The sequence below is a fragment of the Flavobacterium sp. genome, from assembly GCF_044376915.1.
Taxonomy (GTDB): Bacteria; Bacteroidota; Bacteroidia; order Flavobacteriales; family Flavobacteriaceae; genus Flavobacterium.
In genome coordinates, this window is record NZ_JBILKB010000018.1 from 1 (window position 1) to 20,676 (window position 20,676).

The following is a 20,676-nucleotide window of genomic DNA, read 5'->3' on the forward strand; positions in this document are numbered from 1 at the left end:
AAAGATACAATGAATTTCAAAGAAAAATTTTAAACAAATACTAAAATTTTATTTGGATTTAAAGGGAAAATAATCTTTTCAGCAAAGCTTGAATAAATATTTTTTTTGGGCATTTCCAAATGACACTTAGGTCCTCCAAAAAAGAAGTTTCTTCGTCTAAAAATTTAAAAATAACCGTTGGATTTCCTTTAGTAAACAAAGCCGAAAAAATAGACGCACCTATTTCGTTTTTAGCACTCAAAATATCCAATAACAACAAATCATACAGCCAAAATTTGTTTATTTTATGTACGTTTCTAAAGTCAGAGTCAGTTTGAAGAAACGACACCAATTCTTTTGCTTTTTTTGTGGCATTTTTAAAGGTATATCCTGTGCTTGCTTTGGTCCAACCCCCAGCCGAACCAATATTTATGCTGTTTTTTGTATTGTGTTTCCAAAACGGATAACATGTCATTGGAATGTTACCTTGTTCTTTTTCGATGATTTCGTATTCGGTGATGCCTAGCTTTTGAATATATTTTTTGATTTCGAGTTCGTATTCGTCTTTTACCAATAAATCTTTTGAAAAAAGCGTATATTCTATTAAAGCTTCATGTTCAGAAGTCGGTAAAACATACATGAAACGCGTATTCCCTTTTTGGGTTACCGAAAAATCCATGAAAGTTGCGCAATTTGGAGTAAAAACTGCTTCTTTGCTTTTGATGAACCAACCGATAAAATGTTGTTGAATTAACGGAAATTTGTCTTGTGATTTTACGTTTTCTGGGTTGTAAATGGAATTAATGACCTTGTTGCAGGTATAGGTTTCACTAGCGGTTCTAACTTCACAATGGGTGCCCAAATCTTTATAGTCGAGCACTTTTTCCTGAAGAAATTGAATATTCTCGGCTTCTGCAATTTTTTGGAACACAAAGTCGTAAAAATCGATTCCATTTATTTTTTTATACTGATACGGCTGAAGCGATAAAACCCGATTTACTTTTCCGTTGGCAAAAACAGCCTCTGACCATTTTTTCGAAACAAGTTCTTCACACAAGGTGTTTTCATCCCAAAAGCACCAGGTGCGGTCGTTTGTCTTTTTAGGATTTTCATCAATTAATAAAATGGTTTTGTCTTGAAATTTTCCAGACAATAGCATTTCATATACCGTGAGTAATGCCGATAATCCTGAACCTGTAAAAATATAATGAGCCTGTTGCATGTCCAAATTTACTAAATTACTTGTTTTTATAGGGCAAATAGCATTAAATTTGAAAAAAAATAAGCCATGTTTCAGATTGTTTTAGATTTTTTTGAACGAATTGATCCTATTCTAGCCGCGTTGTTGGCGACTACTTTTACGTGGGGATTAACCGCCTTTGGCGCCTCTTTTGTCTTCTTTTTTAAGAACATGAATCGTGTTGTGCTCGACGGAATGCTGGGTTTTACAGGAGGTGTTATGGTGGCGGCAAGTTTTTGGAGTTTGTTGGCTCCCGCTATTGAAATGACGGAAGGCGAAGGTTTTGTAAAAGTAATTCCGGCTGCTGTTGGTTTTTTATTAGGGGCTATTTTTATTTTTGGACTGGACAAAGTATTACCCCACTTACATATTAATTTTAAAGAGACGGAAGGGATAAAATCGCCATGGCAGCGCACCACATTGTTGGTTTTGGCCATAACCTTGCATAATATTCCAGAAGGATTAGCTGTTGGCGTTTTATTTGGAGGAGTCGCCGCGGGAATTCCAGAAGCTTCCATTGCCGGAGCAGTTACTTTAGCCATTGGAATTGGGATTCAAAATTTCCCGGAAGGAATTGCCGTTTCTATGCCTTTACGTCGAATGGGAATGAGCCGCTGGAAAAGTTTTATGTATGGTCAGTCTTCGGCTTTAGTAGAACCAATTGCGGGAGTTTTAGGAGCAGTTGCGGTAACGTTTTTCACGCCTTTGTTGCCTTATGCACTAGCTTTTGCAGCGGGAGCGATGATTTTTGTGGTGGTAGAAGAAGTAATTCCAGAAACCCAGCAAGACAAAAACACCGACATTGCTACCTTAGGATTTATTGGCGGATTTATTGTAATGATGATGCTTGATGTCGCACTCGGTTAATGACATGCACAATCATCACCACAAGGTTTTGATTTTTTAACCCGTTTTTTCCAAAAGAATTTTTTTATTAAAAATCCTACGGCTATTGCCAGAGAAATGTAAACCAATATTTGTTGTATATCCATAATGCAAAAATAGGGAAAGCAATCGCATTGCGATTGCTTTTGTGTTACTATTTATGAGTGTTAAAATTGCGCTGCTATTCCAATAGTGGCACTAAATGGCATTCCAGGTCTCAACCCTGCAGGAACTCTTGAAACCAAATACGTGGTGTCAAAAAGATTATTAACGGCACCGGTAATGCTAAAATGCTTATTGTATTTGTATTTTGATCCAAAATCTAGTACAGTGTTACTCGGCACCGCGTTTTCGTTTGAAATGCTACCTTGACCTGCTACGGTTCTAAATTCACCATTGTATCTTGCACCAATAATTATTTCAAATTTTTCGTGTTCTAATGCGATAGAAGCATTGAATTGATGTTTTGAGATATAGGGTATTTCATCGCCTTTTTCAATAGTTCCCCAGGCACCATCAGCACTTGAAAATTCAGTTGCAAATTCGGTATCGGTTAAGGTGTAACCAAAAGTAACCGGAATTTTGTATTTACTACTTTCGTTTAAAATTTGGTAGTTTACTACTAATTCTATTCCTTTCACGTGGGCTGCACCCGCATTGAATTGGTCTAAAGTTCCCGAGCCACCACTTGCAGCTAAATCACTTCCTAATAAATTGGAATAATTATTAAAATAACTAATGATCTCTCCCGATAATTTATTGTAATTGAAACGCGATCCCAGTTCATAATTTATACTTTTTTCAGCTTGTGTCCCAGGTGTGTTTGTAGGAGGAGCAAATCCTTTATGAACCCCACCAAAAAAGGAAACGTTTTTGTTTATTTTATAGTTTGCCCCTATACCAGGTAACCAAACTTTAACATGATTGTCGTTTTCAATTACGTTAACTCCCGATCGTGTTGCATCTGCAATTCCAAAATTTTCGTTGCGTAAATCAATCGTTTCAAATCGGATTCCGGGTGTCACGGTTAGCTGCTTGTATTTAATTTTATACAAGGCATGGGCGGCCATCGCTCTTGCATAGGCTATTCTGTTGTCTTGTGAACCTGGAGTTCCCGATGAAGTTAATTCCATAGAGCCGTTACGCATGGCATAACCGTCATTCCATTGAAAACGATCTTCATTGTCTTTGTGGTAACGAACACCAATTTCTAAGTCATGGTATACTTCCCCAGTTAAAAAATGAAAATCTATTTTGGTTTGTATGCCTTGCGCCAAATACTTTCTGTTGTTTGCTCTCACACGGAGGGCATTGTTTGGTGAATTTTGGACACCCGTTATGTAATCAAATGCTAATGCGTTTGTTGTTGGATCTTTCAAAATGGCATCAATGGCATAAGTTGTACCCCCAAATCTTACATCATTCAATTTGTACCAATTTCTACTAAATTTATTTTGATATGCTGTTGTGGTGATACTAAAATAATCACTTGTTTTAAAGGTATGTGTTATTGAAAACTGATTGTTTTTTGTTGTAATGTTGTCCTTTTCTGAGCCTGCATAACGCTTAAAAGGAGATCGATTGAAGTCTTCTTGGGTTAAACCGAGGTAGGTTTCGTTTGCGTCTTCTTCCGCATAGACCAATTTAAATTCTACGGCGTTATATGTTTTACGGTTTGGTTTGGATTGAATTCTAAATTTTGCCATTACATCTTTTTTCTCAAAGCCTGTATTGGCACCACTAGGCAAGTCTTTAAAGCCATCCGAATTATAGTTTAACAATTGAACAACAGCTCCTATGGTTTTATTGGAAATTCCCACATTTGCAGCGGTACGGTTCGTATTAAAACTCCCATAATCTGTTAAAAAACCCGCATTGAATTTTGTTGGGATCGGAAGGGAAACAAAGTTTATGGTTCCACCCGTAGTAAATGGCCCATATTGTATTTGGCTACTTCCTTTTAATATTTCAACAGCATTCATTCGGGCAACAGCTGGAAAATAATAGGCTGCAGGAGCACTGTATGGTGCAGGCGCAATTAAAACATTGTCTTCCATCAAAGTTATTTTGGCACTTCTGTCTGGAGAGGTTCCTCTCAAACTGATATTGGGTCTTAATCCAAAACCATCTTCTTCATAAACAGATACCCCAGTAACCGTTCGTAATACTCTATTGATATCGGTATAATTGAATTTTTGTAAATCAGCTGCCGAAATATAGGAAGCAGATCCGGTTTTATTAGTTGCTTCAAATTTGCTCCCAATTATTTGGGAACCAGAAATCACAACTTCTTTTAATTTGTTAATGGAGTCTTTATGCGCTTCTTTTTTAATATCTTGAGCATTTACAGTACTTGAAAATAACAAAAGTAGTGTAACAATATAATATTTCATTTTATTTAGATTAATTCTACATAGCAAAAATAAATAGTAATTTTTATTTAGACAAATTATAAATAAATTTTTTTCACCACAAATGACGAATTATTTATTGCTGAATTATTTAAGTAAAAAACAGCTTTTTTTGTATTTTTTTGTTTAAAAACTTAAAAATAATTTAAAACATAAGAAAAACCTTCACACAGTATTATGGAAGCAAAGGCTTGCTTTTTGAAAAATAAATGGGCGCTAGTAATTATTTAAGAATTTGGTAGGCAATTAGAGCGACAACATAAGCAAAGCCGCTCATGAAACACAATTGAATGATAGGCCATTTCCAAGAATTTGTTTCTTTTTTTACAATGGCTAACGTAGAAATACATTGCATGGCAAAAGCATAAAACAGTAACAAGGAAATTCCGGTTGCAAAATTAAATACTTTCTTACCCGTAATAGGATGAACTTCAGCAGCCATTCTGTTTTTTATAGTTGATTCTTCTTCACTGCGACTTCCCACACTATAAATAGTTGCCAAAGTACCTACAAAAACTTCTCGAGCAGCAAACGAACTCACAACAGCCACGCCAATTTTCCAATCATATCCTAACGGTTTAATGGCAGGTTCAATCGCTTTACCCATATAACCAATGTAGGATTTTTCCAATTTATAGGCATTTACTTTATCTTCCAATTGGGAAGCGCTTAGCAGAATGTTTTTAGACTGAAACTCCTGAATGACATTTTGTTCTGCGTTGTTGAAATCGTTGCTCAAACCATGTGAACCTAAATACCACAAAATTATGGAAAGGGCTAATATGATTTTACCCGCTCCCGTTACAAACGAACGTGTTTTTTCAAGAACATTAATTCCAACATTTTTGAGCAGGGGAATTTTATAACTGGGCATTTCAATAACGAAATACGATTTGCAATTTAATTTTAAAAATAGATTGAGTAAGTAGGCCGAAAAAACAGCCATTCCAAAACCCAAAAGATACAAGCCCATTAAAGTTAATCCTTGTAAACTTAGAAAACCCAATACTCTTTTTTCCGGTATAATCAAGGAAATTAATATGGCATAAACGGGCAATCGTGCGGAACAAGTAGTAAAAGGGGTAACTAAAATGGTAATCAATCGTTCTTTCCAATTTTCGATATTTCTAGCACTCATTATGGCCGGAATAGCACAGGCTGTTCCCGAAATTAACGGGACAATACTTTTTCCTGATAAACCAAACTTCCGCATGATTTTGTCCATTAAAAACACTACCCTACTCATATAGCCACTTTCCTCTAATACCGAAATAAACAAAAATAAAAAGGCGATTTGTGGAATAAAAATCACAATGCCACCAATTCCCGGGATGATACCTTCACTGATTAAGTTGGTAAATTCACCAGCAGGAAGTTGCTGTTTGGCGATCGAACTAAAATTAGCAAAACAAGCATCAATAAAGTCCATCGGAATACTACTCCAATCAAATAAAAACTGAAAAATCACCATTAAAATTCCAAAGAAAATTAAATAGCCAAAGAATTTGTGGGTGAGCACGCGATCAATTTTTTCTCGAATATCGGTTGCTTTGGAACGGTCAATGATTTGACCTATTTTGAGTGTGTCGTTGATGAATTGATAGCGCTTTATGGTTTCTTTTTGTTGTAATTTTTTTAAATCAGCATGCGACTTTGTAAATGAACTTTTGATTTCATTTCGTTCCAAATTTAAAAAATTAACATCTTGTGTAATGACCAACCAAAGCTTGTATAACAATTGATTTGGAAAGGCTCTTCTTAAATTATTAAAATAATCGGGATCAATTGAGGAAGCATTCAAACAGGGTTCAGTAGAAAGTTCGTTGTAATTTAATATCAACGTTTTCAATTGCTCAATGCCGGTTTTTTTTCTAGAGCTAACTAATGCAATTTTGGTTTTCAGTTCATTTTCTAACGAGGCTATATCTAATTCAATGCCTTTTAATTTCATTCGGTCGGCCATATTGATGACTAATATGGCCGGAATTTCCAAATCTTTTATTTGGGTAAAAAGCAATAAATTTCGTTTCAAGTTTTCTACTTCTGTCACCACTACTGCCACATCCGGAAAATCTTCGTCGTTTTTATTGAGCAGCAATTCAATCACCACGTTCTCATCAATAGAGCTGGCGTTTAAACTATAGGTTCCAGGTAAATCAATAACTTTAGCTTTAACGGTTTCACTTAATTTGCAAACGCCTTGTTTTTTTTCAACGGTAATTCCGGGATAATTTCCAACTTGTTGATTTAGACCGGTAAGTTCATTAAAAACAGAGGTTTTACCCACATTAGGGTTGCCAATTAACGCGACTTTTATAGGGGTAGCATTCATCTTATTTAGCTTTTTGAATGCTTATTTCTTTGGCCGTTTCTAATCGAATGGCCACATGCGAATCGTTGACATTGAAATATAAAGGATCGCCAAAAGGAGCTATTTGTAGCAGGGTAATTGCGTTACCTGGCAAACATCCCATTTCTAAAAGTTTTAGCGGGATTTCGTCTAAATTAACAGCAGTAATTGTGGCTGTTTCACCTATTAGAAGGGTTGACGAGTTCGGATCCATTTCCTTATTTAGATTCAATTAAAATACAAAAGTAAAAATTAAAAGCCATTTATGACCTAAAAAAACATATTAATCTAGATTATTTTTGATTTTCTACCAGCCAAACAATATCTTCTAATAGTTGGGTCATGTTTTTGGTTTTTGGATCCGAAGTCGGTTGGTCCAAATTAGTGCCGTCATAGAAACCTCGTATGCGTTTATTTTTATCAACCAGAATAAAATTTTCGGTGTGCACCATATCAAAATATTCTTCGGGTTTGCCAGTTTTTACGGCCAGATACGATTTTCGGGCTAAAGAATAAATTTCTTTTTTGTCGCCAGTTACCATATTCCATTTGGTGTCATCTACTCCTTTTTTTACGGCATATTTTTTCAATACTTCAGGGGTATCAATTTCGGGTGTCACGGAAAAAGACAACAATTTTACATTCGGATATGCTTTCAACTGTTTTTGCAACCACACCATGTTATTGGTCATTTTTGGACATATGGACGGACAAGTAGTAAAAAAGAAATCGGCAACATAGATGGTGTTTTCATAATCTTTTTGGGTAATAATTTTACCATTTTGATTGGTAAAACGAAATTCGCGCACTTTGTGATCGATTCCAACATGTTGAAGAGTAGAATCTACTAATTCAGGGTTTACATCTCTTGGCGCATAAATAGGCAACATTTTTTGGGGTTTGAGTAAAGAATACATACCAAAAAATATGAAAACAGAAAGGATCACAAAAAGCACTATAAATTTTTTGTATGCTTTGAAAATTGACAGCATTATTTTTTTTGCAAAATTAAACATTATTTTTTTTGTAACCCATATTCTACGAATGTTAAAGTTATTTGAAGTTGATTTTCTTTCCTATATTTGTGAATGTTTACTTCAATGCTATTGTAAAATGATTAAAAATTACTTGATAGTTAGTGTGTTGTGTTCCTTTTTAGGGTTTTCACAATTTAATTCTTCTGCGCCCTGGATGGCTAACGCCTTTACATCTCGTAACGAAGCTACAATAGACGAATTAGTGGCCCAATTCAATAACTTTTGGACTACCCACGATAAAACCGTAAAAGGATCGGGTTATAAGCCATTCATGCGATGGGAATACCATTGGAGAAACTATACCAATCCACAAGGATATATTGTGTCATCATCCGATTTTTGGGCCTCATGGCACCAAAAAAAACAAGCGCAATTCAACAGAAGCAGCCTTTCGTTACCCGATAGTAATTGGCAGCCCATAGGCCCATTTACTCATACAAATACTGGATCTTGGTCTTCGGGTCAAGGAAGGGTAAACATTGTGCATGTTGATCCATCAAATTCCAATACTGTATATTTAGGTGCGCCAGCTGGAGGAATATGGAAATCAACAAATAATGGTTCAACATGGGCACCTCTTACAGATCAGTTGCCACAAATTGGGGTTTCTGGAATAGCAGTAGATTATTCAAATTCTAATGTAATTTACATTGCGACGGGTGATAAAGATGCCGGCGATTCCTATTCAGTAGGTGTGTTTAAATCGATTGATGGCGGTACTACTTGGAATCCAACAGGAGTTATGGGTAGTTCAAATCCATCAAATGCAGGAGATTTACTCATACATCCAAGCAACAATCAAATTTTGTGGTGTGCCACAAATAATGGGATTTTTAAAACAACGAATGCTGGATCGACATGGGTTCAAGTGCAAACCGGTAATTTTTCGCAAGGGACAATTCGATTGAAATCCGGCGATCCAACCACTGTTTATGCGGTTTCAAATACCGGATTTTTTCGTTCAACGGATACCGGAACCACATTTAATCAAATTACAACTGGATTACCTGAAAGTTCTAGCCGATTACTATTGGATGTAACACCGGCAAATGCAAATTATATCTACATATTGAGCGCAAGAAATGATGGCGATATGCAAGGAATTTATCGTTCAACTGATGGTGGAACAACGTGGACTAAAACGTCTTCAAATGAAACGTCTTCGGGAGATGTATTTGAATCTAGTCAATCTTGGTTTGATTTGGCATTAGCAGTTTCCTCCACAAATGCAAACGAAATATATACAGGCTGTTTAAATGTTTGGAAGTCCACCGATGGCGGCGTTAGTGTTACTAAAGTAAACAACTGGAGTTCGCCCGCAGCGCCTTCATATACACATGCTGATATTCATTATCTTGGTTTCCATGGCAATAAATTGTATTGTGGAAGTGATGGGGGTATTTATGTTTCTTCCAATGGAGGAACAAATTTCACCGATTTAACTGCAGGGGTACAAATTAGCCAGTTTTATAAAATTGCAGTTTCGAAACAATCTGCTGCAAACATGATGGGGGGTTTACAAGACAATGGTGGGCATGCATATAGCGGAGGACAATGGAAAAATTATTATGGTGCTGACGGAATGGACACCGCAATACATCCAAACAATCCAAATCTATATTATGGTTTTATTCAGTCGGGAGGTAATTTATATATTAGCAATAATGCCGGAAATGGGTTAAGCAGCTCTGTTTCTGCACCAGCGGGCTTGAGTGGAAATTGGGTGACACCACTAACAATTAATTCAGCAGGAGTACTTTTTTCGGGGTATAATAATTTATTTAAACTAGTTGCAGGTGCTTGGGTGCAACAAAACACCACTTCATTTGGAAGCGGAAATATCGAATTGATAACTATAGACCCTTCAAATGACAACATTATGTATGTTGCTAATGGGTCCAATTTGTATAAGAGTACAGACCTAGGGATTACTTTTACCGCAATTTATTTAGCACCCACTTCTATTACTTCCATCGAGGTGCATTCTACAGATAGCAACATTGTGTATGTAACCACTCAAGGAGCCTCAGGTGATGTTTTGAAATCAACTGACGGAGGAGTTTCATTTACGGAGTTCTCCAATGGATTGCCAAATATTGGAAAAAATGTAATTGTACATCAAGGTAGAAATTCTGACAATCCATTATATCTCGGAACCACTTTAGGGGTATATTATAGGGATGATTCTATGAGTTCTTGGCAACCTTTTGATACTAATTTGCCAAATGTTTCAGTAACCGATTTAGAGATTAATTTAGAAGATGCCAAGCTAGTGGCTGCAACATATGGAAGAGGTATTTGGCAAACCAATATTCCGGTTCAATTGCCCGCAAACGATGTAAAATTTGTAAGCATTCAAAGCCCTGGAAGCACAATCAACTGCGAGGCTACCATAGTACCACAAGTGGAAGTGAAAAACAACGGTATCAATACAATTACTAGTGTATCTGTGAATTATACTATTGATGGAATTCCGAGTAATTATGTGTGGAATGGAGTTATTGCATCCAATGCAACCACAACTATCAATCTTCCACAATCGACATTAACAAGAGGAATTCATACACTTACGGTGTCCACATCAATTCCTAATGATACGTATTCTGATAACAATAATGGAGCAAGTACATTTTATGTTAACGATTCAGGCATTATCGGACAAGTAAATCCTTTTACTGCTTCATCAGACGCCTTAATTTCTTATAATGATGGTGGCGAAGGCTCTCAATGGGTGCGCGGAATTAGAGCTGATGCTTTAACTTCTTCCGGAAATACGGTATATACCACTAATTTGGTTCGCAATTATCCAGACAACATAAAGACTTATTTAGTTTCTCAATGTTATAATTTATCAGAGGTCATAAATCCGCAGATCAGTTTTGATATGAAATTTGATATTGAACTCAATTGGGATATTGTTTATGTTGAATATTCTACAAATTTTGGGGCCACTTGGACTGTATTAGGCGAAATGGGCCCAACATGGTATAATAGCAACAGAACGGCAGAAACGGCGGGATCAGATTGTTATAATTGTCCTGGGGCACAATGGACAGGAGAAAGCACCACGTTAACTACTTACACTTATCCATTAGGGGCATTAGGGGCGCCATCAGCAGTCCTATTTCGAATCGTTTTTCATTCCGATCAATCGGTTACCGATTTAGGAGTAAACATAGATAATTTCGTAATTTTAGGAACGCTTTCTAATCAAAATTTTGACCTAAATAATGTTTGGATTTATCCCAATCCTTCCAATGGAATTTTTAATATTGCTTTGGGAACCATTCAGCCTACGGGCATTGAAGTGTATGACTTAACAGGAAAAATAGTATACAAGCAAAATGAAATAACGGTGGCTAATTTTGAAACAAAAATAGACGTATCAAATCTGTCACCAGGCATTTATTTTGTAAAAATTATAAATAATGATCAAGCAACAGTAAAACGAATAATAAAAGAATAGCGTATGAAAAAATGTATTGTAAACGGAAGTGTAAGTATTTTGGTATTATCCACAATACTGTATTCATGTAACTCCACAGAAAAAGCGACACAACAAAAGCAAACAATTGGAATTAATCAAAATTTCATGGATAAATCGGTAAATCCAGCGGATAATTTTAATCGTTACGTAAATGGGAGTTGGTTAGATAACACAGCAATTCCTGCCGATAGAACCCGCTGGGGAAGCTTTGATGAATTGCGAAAAAACACCGACGACGATGTGATGGTCATTTTAAAAGAAGCCATCAACGACAAGTCTATTGATCCCAAATCAGATCAAGCTAAAGCCATTAATTTATACAAAACGGTTTTAGATACAGTAAGTAGAAATAAAGCAGGAATCGAACCTTTAAAACCCTACTTGGCTAAGATTAATGATGTTCAAAACGCCGACCAGTTGTTGGCATTATTGGCCGAAATGGAACCCGAAATGGGATTGGGCTTCTTTGGAAGTTATATCGGAGCCGATGCTAAAAACAGCAATAAAAATGTAGTATATGTAGGTACAGGAAGTTTGGGATTACCCGATAGAGATTATTATGTATCGGATGCGCCCGATAGTAAAGAAAAACGTGAAAAATATCTACTTCACGTGGCAAAAATGTTACAATTTATAGGAGATTCAGAAGGAGTAGCCAAAGAAAATGCACAAAAAATACTGTCGTTAGAGACAAGAATGTCTGCGGCTACTTTAGATCGCGTAGAGCGCAGAGACCGAAGAAAAACATATAATCCAATGGCGTTTGCCGATCTTCAAAAATTAGCACCCACGGTAAAATGGGAGGCATATTTTAATGCAGTAGGCATGGGAAAAGTTGATTCATTAGTAGTGTCACAACCCAAGTACCTTCAAGCAATTGAAACCATCTTAAAGGAAAATCAAATAGCCGATTGGAAAGCCTACATGCGTTGGACCGCATTAAGAGGTTCGGCCGGATTGCTTTCTACTACTATTGAGAATGCAAATTTTGAATTTTATGGAAAAACATTGACAGGCGCCGTGAAACAACGTCCGGCTGAAGAAAGAGCTTTAGCAACTGTAAATGGAAGACTTGGAGAAGCTTTAGGAAAACTATATGTGGCTAAGAAATTTCCACCAGAAGCCAAAGCGAAAGCACAAGCGATGATTGCTAATGTAATGCAAGCTTTTGACAACCGTATCAATAATTTGCCTTGGATGACCAAAGCAACGAAAGAAAATGCAAAAAATAAATTGAATAAATTTCGTGTCAAAATTGGTTACCCAGACAAATGGAAAGATTATTCCACTCTTGAAGTAAAAGCGCCAGAACAAGGAGGCACCTATTTTGAAAATTCCAGAATGTATGCCAGATGGAGTCATAAGAAAAACATTGAAAAAATGGGTAAGCCGGTAGATAAAGAAGAATGGGGTATGTCACCGCAAACGGTTAATGCCTATTTTAGTCCAACAAACAATGAAATTGTATTTCCAGCTGCTATATTACAACCGCCTTTTTACGATTATAAAGCCGATGAAGCTGTAAATTATGGTGGTATTGGCGCCGTAATTGGACATGAAATTTCACACGGATTTGACGATTCGGGATCGAGATATAATGCCGATGGAAATTTGGTAAACTGGTGGAGTGAAGATGATTTGAAACAATTCACCACATTGGGAAGTGCCTTAGCAGATCAATATTCAGCCTTAGAGCCGTTACCGGGTATTTTTGTAGACGGAAAATTTACTTTAGGTGAAAATATTGGAGATTTAGGTGGTGTTAACGCAGCCTATGATGGCTTGCAAATTTATTTGAAAGCAAATGGAAATCCGGGATTGATTGACGGATTTACGCCAGAGCAACGCTTCTTTATTTCGTGGGCTACCATTTGGAGAAGTAAAATGAGAGATGAGGCTATAAAAAACCAAGTAAAAACAGACTCTCACTCACCTGGAATGTATCGTGCCTATGTGCCGTTACAAAACGTCGAAGCCTTTTACAAAGTATTCAATATACAACCTCAAAACGGGATGTATCTATCTCCCGAAAAACGAGTTAAAATTTGGTAATCGAATTCAAATTTTAAATCAAATCCCATCTATTTCAGGTGGGATTTTTTGTTTTATAAAATAGTAAAGATGATCACCACGGATTAAAAGATTAGAAGGATTATAAGCTGTGAAAATCCATTAATCTGTGGCTAAATTTATTTCTTTTTAATCGCTCGATTGACCACATAAAGCCCAATGATTGTAATTATTCCCCCTAAAACAATTGGAAGAGTCAAAGGTTCGTTAAACAAAAAATAGCCAAAAAATAAGGCAACCATTGGATTAATATAGGCATACAAACTACTTATTTCAGTAGGTAAATGTTCTAAGGCATAAATAAACGCAATAAAGGTTAATACCGATCCAAAAACTACTAAATAACCAATTGACCACCAAGAAATCGCAGGAATTGCTGTCAAAGGAATTGCAGAGTCGTTCCATAAAATAACACTCGAAATAACAAAACTTGAAATCAACATTTGTAATCCCAAACTAAAATAAGGGTTAAAATTGGTTTTATTTTCTTTGATATAAATGGAGGATAAGGCCCAAGTAAATGTAGCAATTACTGAAAGTAAAATGCCAAATCGAAATTCGGGTGCTAAAAAATCGTTGAGGTAGTCGTAAAAAATGACACAAATCCCAACAAATGCGACCACTAAACCAGCAACTGCTTTCCATGATGTTTTTTGTCCTCGAAACAAGCCAATAATCACAATCCAAAGCGGAAAAATAGAACCAATAATTGCACCCAAACCGCTCGAAATGTATTTGACACCCCAAGTGCTCAAACCGTTACTCAGCATGAAATTCAACACACTCAAGACCAAAATAGTACGCCACTGCCTTTTATTGGGCCAAGGGTGTTTTTGATAGAGAAAGTACAACAAATAGCACAAACCACCAAAGAGTTGGCGTAAGGCAACCAATTGCATAGGAGGCATATGTTTGACACCTTCTTTGGAAGCAATCCAAGTTGTGCCCCAAAAAAAACTGATCCAAAACAGCGCTAAAACAGGAAGGCCAATCGCATTTTTTTGTTGCTTGATGTATTTTTGGAATACGTTATAATATGCCATTATTAAAGTTCTTTTTGGAACGAATAGTTTAAAATCGTTTCCACTTTTTTACAGGAAATAATTTTTCCTTTCGATTTAGAATCTTCTACAAAGGTAGGTAATGGCAAATTCAATTGTTGTGCTTTTTTTTGATAATAGGTTTTTCGAGAAGGATGTTGTGGAGCTACAGCATTAAAAGTATCACCCCATTTATCGTTATAAGAGACGTCAAGAATTTTTATTATGATGCCAATACAATCTTCTCTATGAATCAAGTTCACAGGGGCATCCGGATTTTCAATTTCGGTTCTTCCCGCTAAGAATTTTATGGGATGGCGATCAGCACCTACTAATCCGCCATAACGAATAACAGTTGTTTTGAAATGCTTATTGGATTGTAAAAGTTGCTCGACAAAGACCAATTGTCTGCCACTTTCCGAGTCGGGAGTAGGTTTTACTTCCTCAATTATTTCCTGCATATTCGGGCTAATAGTTGAATCACCATACACCGATGTTGAACTCACAAACAGTACTTTTTGAACACCTGATTTTTCTATAAAAGGTACGAGTGTTTTTATTTTATTTACGAAAGTCATTTCTTCAGAAAATAATTTTTCTCTTCCTAATCCCGGTGGAATGGCAATAATTAAGACGTCCGTTTGATTTAGAAATTCGGTAACATTTCCAATTATTTCTTGTTCTTTTAGTCGAATCTGAAACGGTATAATCCCTGCAGCTATCATGGTATCAAGTGTCGCTTCTGTTGTGGTTGACCCTTTTATGTTGTAACCTTCTGTAAGCAATGATTTTGCCAAGGGTAATCCGAGCCAACCACAACCTAATATAGAGATGGACTTCATTTATGATTCTTTTTTTACAAGGACACAATGCCTGTTTTCGGTTTCCATGTAGCCATAGTCATACATAAAATAATAGGTGTTTCCTGTTTTTGTTTTTAATATGGAAGTACAATAATCAAAATCAAAACCTTTACTTATCATTGTATTTCGCGTTATTTTAGTCTTTCCTTCCGGATTTAATTCACACAAAATACGATAATTTTTACGCAATTTGTTGTTAATGTTGCGCATCAAATTGTTTTGATCTTTGTTCATTTTGTTGTTGAACGCATTTCGGCAACCGTCGCCACAAAATTTTTTGTCTTCGCGGCCAATGATTTTATCGCCACATTCTAAACAAGATTTATTCATAGTATTCATTTTAGGAGGAACGAATAAAAATAATCAAAAAATAGTAAATAGCCATTTTTTTAGAAAAATTTTACACTTTCAAACAATTACAAGCAATTACAATCGAAAGTAAATAGTTAACAACCGAATAATTTGGAAGTTGCTAGACAATTTTGTGCTTCAAATTAGAGATCAATTTTGATCCGCAGCTATCAACAACAGTAACTTAAATTAATTACACGCCATGAAAAACAGAGTACAATTGATCGGCCATGTTGGCCAAGAACCAGAAGTAAAAACGGTAAACAACAAAAAAGTTGCTACGCTCACCATAGCTACCAACGATTTTTATTACAATGAAAAAGGTGACAAAGTGGAACAAACCGAATGGCATCGCATTACCGCGTGGGGAAAAACAGCAGAAATCATTGAAAAATATGTTACTAAAGGTAAAGAAATTGCTGTTGAAGGAAAATTAGCCCATAGGAGTTATGACGATAAAGACGGCAATAAACGCTATGTTACAGAAATTCTTGTTCTTGAGTTGTTATTGTTAGGAAAGTAATTTTCTAATTGGTTCCTTAAACCACTGAGCAATCAGTGGTTTTTTCGTTTAATTTGGACTGTAAGAGATCGATAAACAATCCCATATGATAACCATCTACTAATCCATGATGCGCCATAACATTTAATGCCATTGTTTTTTTTCCATTTTCAGAAACTAATTTTCCCCAAGAAACTTTTGGACAACTATCGGGTATGGTATAGCTTCTTGAATGTGTTAACCCCGTGAAATTTATCCAAGGAATAGCAGAAAAATGAATAATATTTTTAGGGAAATTTGTTGTAAAAAGCCCAGGTGTTACTTGAATGCGTTCAATTTCAGCGGCTACAATTTTTGCAAATTTTTGCAAATCCTTATGAAATTTCATGAATGAAAAGCCAAAGGTTTTGTCTTCGCGCATGATGGTAGAGGATGCGTCAATTGCATCATAGAGAAACACTTGATTAGCCTCAATGCGGTATCTAAAATTCTCTACTTGATTTACTGCAGCAATGGTGTGGTATAAATAATAGACAAAAAAAGGAATTTGTTGTTTTTTAGCTTGTTCATAAGCAATTGTCATGTCAATAATCGTGGTGCTACCAAAAAATGGTTCTTCGAAAGTACAGAAAAATTCAAAGTGTTCTTTTCGATTCCAAGTGGATATGTCTATTTTTTGCTTCATTTAAGTAAGGGTAAAATCTTAGTAATATTGGTAAACGATTTGAAATTATTGTGTTCAATTTCAAAATCAATTTTCTCGTATGCCCAAGTTGTATGATACGGGATGTGAATGGCGTGTCCGCCAATATTTAAAACAGGTAAAACATCAGATTTTAACGAATTGCCAATCATCAAAAAATCTTCGGGGTTACACTCTAAACGACCTAACATTTTTTGGTAATCCAACTCAGTTTTATCACTCATTACTTCAATATGATGAAAAAAAGCACCAATTCCCGAATCGTGTAATTTGCGATGTTGGTCTTTTAAGTCGCCTTTAGTAGCTACAACCAATTTATATTTCCCTTGCAATTGCTCCAAAACTTCGGTAATGTTTGGGAGTAATTCCACCGGTTTTTGCAGTAATTCTTTCCCAATGGCTAAGATTTGTTCAATCCCTTTGCCCGAAATTTGCTGATGGGTTAACTCTAAAGCGGTTTCAATCATTGATAGTGTAAACGCTTTAATTCCGAAACCATACAACGGCAAATTGTTGATTTGATGATTCAAAATCAACCCTAATATCTCTTGATGCGAGGCATAATCTTGAAACAACACACAGAAGTGTTCTTGTGCCTCATCAAAATAGGGTTCGTTGTGCCACAAAGTATCGTCTGCATCAAAAGCAATTATCTTTGGAATCATATTAAGATATCATCGCACCATTAATCACTCCTTCTGCATCCGGATTTACAAAAACCAATTTGCCTTCTGCGTTATTTGTTAATAATAACATGCCTTCACTTTCAACACCACGTAGAGCTCTTGGGGCTAAGTTCACGAGAACTGTTACGCGTTTTCCAATAACTTCTTCCGGGGTAAAATGTTCTGCAATTCCAGAAACGATGGTTCTTACGTCAATTCCAGTATCTACTTTTAAGACCAATAATTTATTGGCTTTTGGCATTTTTTCGGCTTCGATGATGGTTCCAATTCGTAAATCTACTTTGGCAAAATCTTCAAAAGTAATGATGTCTTTTTGAGGGGCTGCTTTTGCGTTTTCCACTTTATTGGCGGTTTTAGTTGCTTCTAATTTGTCTAGTTGTTTTTGTATTTCGGCATCTTCAATTTGGGCAAACAAAATTTGTGCTTGGCCAATTTGATGTCCAGCTGGCAACAAATTTGTTTTAGTTGCCACATCGTTCCAACCCAATGCATCGATTTTTAAAATATTGGATAATTTTCGAGCCGTAAACGGTAAAAAGGGTTCTGATAAAACAGCTAATGCTGAAGCTATTTGCAACGCTACATACATTTGAGTTTGCACTCTTGCTGGATTTTCTTTTACCATTTTCCATGGTTCTTCATCGGCTAAATACTTGTTTCCTAAACGCGCAACATTCATTAATTCGCCAAGTGCTTCTCGGAATCGGTAGCGCTCAATCGAACTTGAAATTACCGCTGGATAGGCTTTCAATTCGGCTAATGTTTGTTCGTCAACTTCCGAAAATTCGTTCGGAGCAGGAATAATTCCATCATAATATTTATGGGTTAACACCACAACACGATTGATGAAGTTTCCATAAATAGCGGCTAATTCATTGTTATTTCTCGCTTGAAAATCTTTCCAAGTAAAGTCGTTGTCTTTGGTTTCTGGTGCATTTGCCGTTAATGCATAACGTAATGCATCTTGTTTTTCAGGAAAATCTTGTAAATATTCGTGCAACCAAACCGCCCAATTTTTTGATGTGGATAATTTGTTGCCCTCTAAATTTAAAAATTCATTGGCCGGAACATTATCGGGTAAAATGTAACTTCCTTCTGCTTTTAGCATCGCAGGAAAAATGATACAATGGAACACAATATTATCTTTTCCAATGAAGTGCACCAGTTTTGTGTTGGCATCTTTCCAGTATGGTTCCCAATCTTTTCCTTCTCGAGCGGCCCATTCTTTGGTAGAAGAAATATAGCCAATAGGGGCGTCAAACCAAACGTATAATTTTTTCCCTTCGGCACCTGCTACCGGAACATCAATTCCCCAATCCAAATCGCGCGTAACTGCTCTCGGTTCTAAACCGCCATCAATCCAAGATTTTACTTGTCCATAAACATTGGGTTTCCAATCGTTTTTATGACCTTCTAAAATCCATTCTCTTAAAAAGGATTCGTATCGATTTAAAGGCAAAAACCAGTGTTTGGTTGCTTTTAATATGGGCGTTTCTCCAGTAATCGTTGATTTCGGATGAATTAAATCGGTTGCATTTAACGTGGAACCGCATTTTTCACATTGGTCGCCGTATGCTTCTGGATTGTCGCATTTTGGACAGGTTCCAATAACAAATCGGTCGGCCAAAAATTGGTTTGCTTTAGCGTCGTACAATTGTTCGGTCGTTTCTTCGATAAAATCGCCGTTATCGTATAGTTTTTTGAAAAATTCAGAGGCTGTTTTATGATGAATTTCCGAAGAAGTTCTCGAATAATTATCAAAAGAAATTCCGAAATCTAAAAACGATTGACGAATGATTCCGTCGTATTTATCAATTACTTGTTGCGGCGTTATACCTTCTTTTTTCGCTTTCATGGAAATCGCTACACCGTGTTCATCGCTTCCACAAATGAAGGCTACATCTTTTCCTTGTAAGCGCAAATAACGCGCATAAATATCAGACGGCACATAAACACCAGCTAAATGACCTATATGAATGGGGCCATTTGTGTAAGGTAATGCAGCTGTTATGGTATATCGTTTGGTCTCGTTTTGAGTTGGATTTTCAATCATTGTAATCAATTATTTGTACAAAAATAATTCATTTGACAGGAATAGACGAATTTTTCTGATCAAATTCCTTATTTTTGAATGCTTATTTTTGAGATACTTATGATAATACCTCCCTTTTTGAAACCCGGCGACACCGTAGCTATAGTTTGTACAGCACGAAAATTTTCGCCTGAAGATGCAAAACCAGCTATTGAATTACTAAAATCTTGGGGCTTACATGTAAAATTAGGCAACACAATTGGTTTAGATAATTTCCAATTGGGAGGAACGGATGCCGAGCGAGCTGCAGATTTTCAAGCCATGATGGATGATGTAAACATTAAAGCCATTTGGTGCGCTCGTGGCGGATACGGTACGGTTCGAATCATTGATGCCTTGGATTTTACTAATTTTAAGCAACATCCCAAATGGATCATTGGTTTTTCGGATGTTACGGTTTTACACAGTCAGTTAAATGTAGAGCGGGTAGCCACACTACATGCCATTATGCCGTTTACAGTGCCTAAAGCTCCTTTAAAAGTAAAGGAATCCCTTCGAAAAGCCTTGTTTGGCGTGGCTATATCCTATTCAATTCCTTCAAAAACCTATGATGTAAAAGGGAAAGCATCGGGCGAATTAGTGGGGGGCAACATCTCTATTTTGTACAGTTTATTAGGTTCCAAATCTTCTATTGACACGGATGGCAAGATTCTCTTTATTGAAGATTTAGACGAATATTTATACCATATCGACCGAATGATGTACAATTTAAAGCGTAATGGTTATTTCGAACAGGTAAAAGGAATTGTGGTGGGGAGCATGTCAGATATGCATGATAATGAAATTCCGTTTGGTCAAAATGATATACAAATTATCACTGCAATTGCTAAAGAATACAATATTCCTATTGCTTTTGAATTTCCAGCAGGACATCAAGCAGATAATCGCGCTTTACTTTTAGGAACGCAAGTCGATTTGGAAGTAAATGAAAAAGAAATCAAATTAAATTTTGATGAAACAACGATTTAAAAACCCCAAAT

The 20,676-nt window shown here is 36.2% G+C and carries 16 protein-coding genes; 5 read left to right on the forward strand and 11 right to left on the reverse strand.

Annotated elements, in window-relative coordinates; translation table 11 throughout:
• Nucleotides 1–58: 58 nt before the first annotated feature.
• A complete protein-coding gene (locus tag ACIQ6Z_RS03305) occupies nucleotides 59–1,201 on the reverse strand; it encodes a lycopene cyclase family protein (RefSeq protein ID WP_396209511.1) in 1,143 nt (380 codons plus the stop codon).
• A gap of 66 nt (nucleotides 1,202–1,267) precedes the next feature.
• Between ACIQ6Z_RS03305 and ACIQ6Z_RS03310 the strand changes: the two genes are divergently transcribed.
• Nucleotides 1,268–2,086, forward strand: coding sequence for a ZIP family metal transporter (locus tag ACIQ6Z_RS03310; protein WP_396197668.1), 819 nt, complete (start codon nucleotides 1,268–1,270; stop codon nucleotides 2,084–2,086).
• A 185-nt stretch (nucleotides 2,087–2,271) separates the two neighbouring features.
• Here the strand turns inward: ACIQ6Z_RS03310 and ACIQ6Z_RS03315 are convergent, their stop codons facing one another.
• The 4 genes from ACIQ6Z_RS03315 to ACIQ6Z_RS03330 all read right to left on the reverse strand — a co-directional run bounded on the left by ACIQ6Z_RS03315 (nucleotide 2,272) and on the right by ACIQ6Z_RS03330 (nucleotide 7,857).
• Nucleotides 2,272–4,497 carry a TonB-dependent receptor family protein gene (locus ACIQ6Z_RS03315; protein WP_396209512.1) on the reverse strand — a complete coding sequence of 742 codons (2,226 nt, stop codon included), beginning with the start codon at nucleotides 4,495–4,497 and terminating at the stop codon, nucleotides 2,272–2,274.
• Between the two features lie 241 nt (nucleotides 4,498–4,738).
• Nucleotides 4,739–6,847 (reverse strand): ferrous iron transport protein B, encoded by a 2,109-nt coding sequence (feoB, locus tag ACIQ6Z_RS03320; protein WP_396209513.1) that lies wholly within the window; start codon nucleotides 6,845–6,847, stop codon nucleotides 4,739–4,741.
• 1 nt (nucleotide 6,848) lies between these two features.
• A complete protein-coding gene (locus ACIQ6Z_RS03325) occupies nucleotides 6,849–7,079 on the reverse strand; it encodes a ferrous iron transport protein A (RefSeq protein WP_396209514.1) in 231 nt (76 codons plus the stop codon).
• A 79-nt stretch (nucleotides 7,080–7,158) separates the two neighbouring features.
• Nucleotides 7,159–7,857: an SCO family protein gene (locus tag ACIQ6Z_RS03330; RefSeq protein WP_396209515.1), complete on the reverse strand. Its 699-nt coding sequence runs from the start codon at nucleotides 7,855–7,857 to the stop codon at nucleotides 7,159–7,161.
• A 121-nt stretch (nucleotides 7,858–7,978) separates the two neighbouring features.
• Between ACIQ6Z_RS03330 and ACIQ6Z_RS03335 the strand changes: the two genes are divergently transcribed.
• The gene (locus ACIQ6Z_RS03335; RefSeq protein ID WP_396209516.1) at nucleotides 7,979–11,368 is read left to right on the forward strand and encodes a T9SS type A sorting domain-containing protein; all 3,390 of its coding nucleotides are present in this window, start codon (nucleotides 7,979–7,981) and stop codon (nucleotides 11,366–11,368) included.
• Between the two features lie 3 nt (nucleotides 11,369–11,371).
• Nucleotides 11,372–13,441 (forward strand): M13 family metallopeptidase, encoded by a 2,070-nt coding sequence (locus ACIQ6Z_RS03340; protein ID WP_396209517.1) that lies wholly within the window; start codon nucleotides 11,372–11,374, stop codon nucleotides 13,439–13,441.
• A 137-nt stretch (nucleotides 13,442–13,578) separates the two neighbouring features.
• Here the strand turns inward: ACIQ6Z_RS03340 and ACIQ6Z_RS03345 are convergent, their stop codons facing one another.
• From ACIQ6Z_RS03345 to ACIQ6Z_RS03355, 3 genes are read right to left on the reverse strand one after another with little or no spacing between them, the layout of a single operon-like run.
• On the reverse strand, nucleotides 13,579–14,502 hold the full coding sequence (locus ACIQ6Z_RS03345) for a DMT family transporter (RefSeq protein ID WP_396209518.1): 924 nt from the start codon (nucleotides 14,500–14,502) through the stop codon (nucleotides 13,579–13,581).
• A gap of 2 nt (nucleotides 14,503–14,504) precedes the next feature.
• Nucleotides 14,505–15,341 carry an SDR family oxidoreductase gene (locus ACIQ6Z_RS03350; RefSeq protein ID WP_396209519.1) on the reverse strand — a complete coding sequence of 279 codons (837 nt, stop codon included), beginning with the start codon at nucleotides 15,339–15,341 and terminating at the stop codon, nucleotides 14,505–14,507.
• Nucleotides 15,342–15,692, reverse strand: a complete 351-nt coding sequence (locus ACIQ6Z_RS03355; protein WP_396209520.1) for a hypothetical protein — start codon at nucleotides 15,690–15,692, stop codon at nucleotides 15,342–15,344.
• A 223-nt stretch (nucleotides 15,693–15,915) separates the two neighbouring features.
• Here ACIQ6Z_RS03355 and ACIQ6Z_RS03360 point away from each other — a divergent pair, with 223 nt between their 5' ends.
• Nucleotides 15,916–16,236, forward strand: a complete 321-nt coding sequence (locus ACIQ6Z_RS03360) for a single-stranded DNA-binding protein (RefSeq protein ID WP_396209521.1) — start codon at nucleotides 15,916–15,918, stop codon at nucleotides 16,234–16,236.
• A 16-nt stretch (nucleotides 16,237–16,252) separates the two neighbouring features.
• Here ACIQ6Z_RS03360 and ACIQ6Z_RS03365 read toward each other — a convergent pair whose 3' ends face one another.
• Genes ACIQ6Z_RS03365 through metG form a run of 3 tightly spaced genes read right to left on the reverse strand, consistent with a single transcriptional unit; the run spans nucleotide 16,253 to nucleotide 19,657 of the window.
• Complete coding sequence (locus ACIQ6Z_RS03365) at nucleotides 16,253–16,900, reverse strand: CatA-like O-acetyltransferase (RefSeq protein WP_396209522.1); 648 nt, start codon at nucleotides 16,898–16,900, stop codon at nucleotides 16,253–16,255.
• Nucleotides 16,897–17,583, reverse strand: coding sequence for an HAD family hydrolase (locus tag ACIQ6Z_RS03370; RefSeq protein ID WP_396209523.1), 687 nt, complete (start codon nucleotides 17,581–17,583; stop codon nucleotides 16,897–16,899). Before ACIQ6Z_RS03370 ends, ACIQ6Z_RS03365 begins: the two co-directional genes overlap by 4 nt.
• A gap of 1 nt (nucleotide 17,584) precedes the next feature.
• A complete protein-coding gene (gene metG, locus ACIQ6Z_RS03375; protein ID WP_396209524.1) occupies nucleotides 17,585–19,657 on the reverse strand; it encodes a methionine--tRNA ligase in 2,073 nt (690 codons plus the stop codon).
• Between the two features lie 99 nt (nucleotides 19,658–19,756).
• On the opposite strand from metG, the gene ACIQ6Z_RS03380 reads away from it, so the two are divergent.
• Nucleotides 19,757–20,665, forward strand: a complete 909-nt coding sequence (locus ACIQ6Z_RS03380; protein WP_396209525.1) for an LD-carboxypeptidase — start codon at nucleotides 19,757–19,759, stop codon at nucleotides 20,663–20,665.
• The last annotated feature ends 11 nt before the right edge of the window (nucleotides 20,666–20,676 follow it).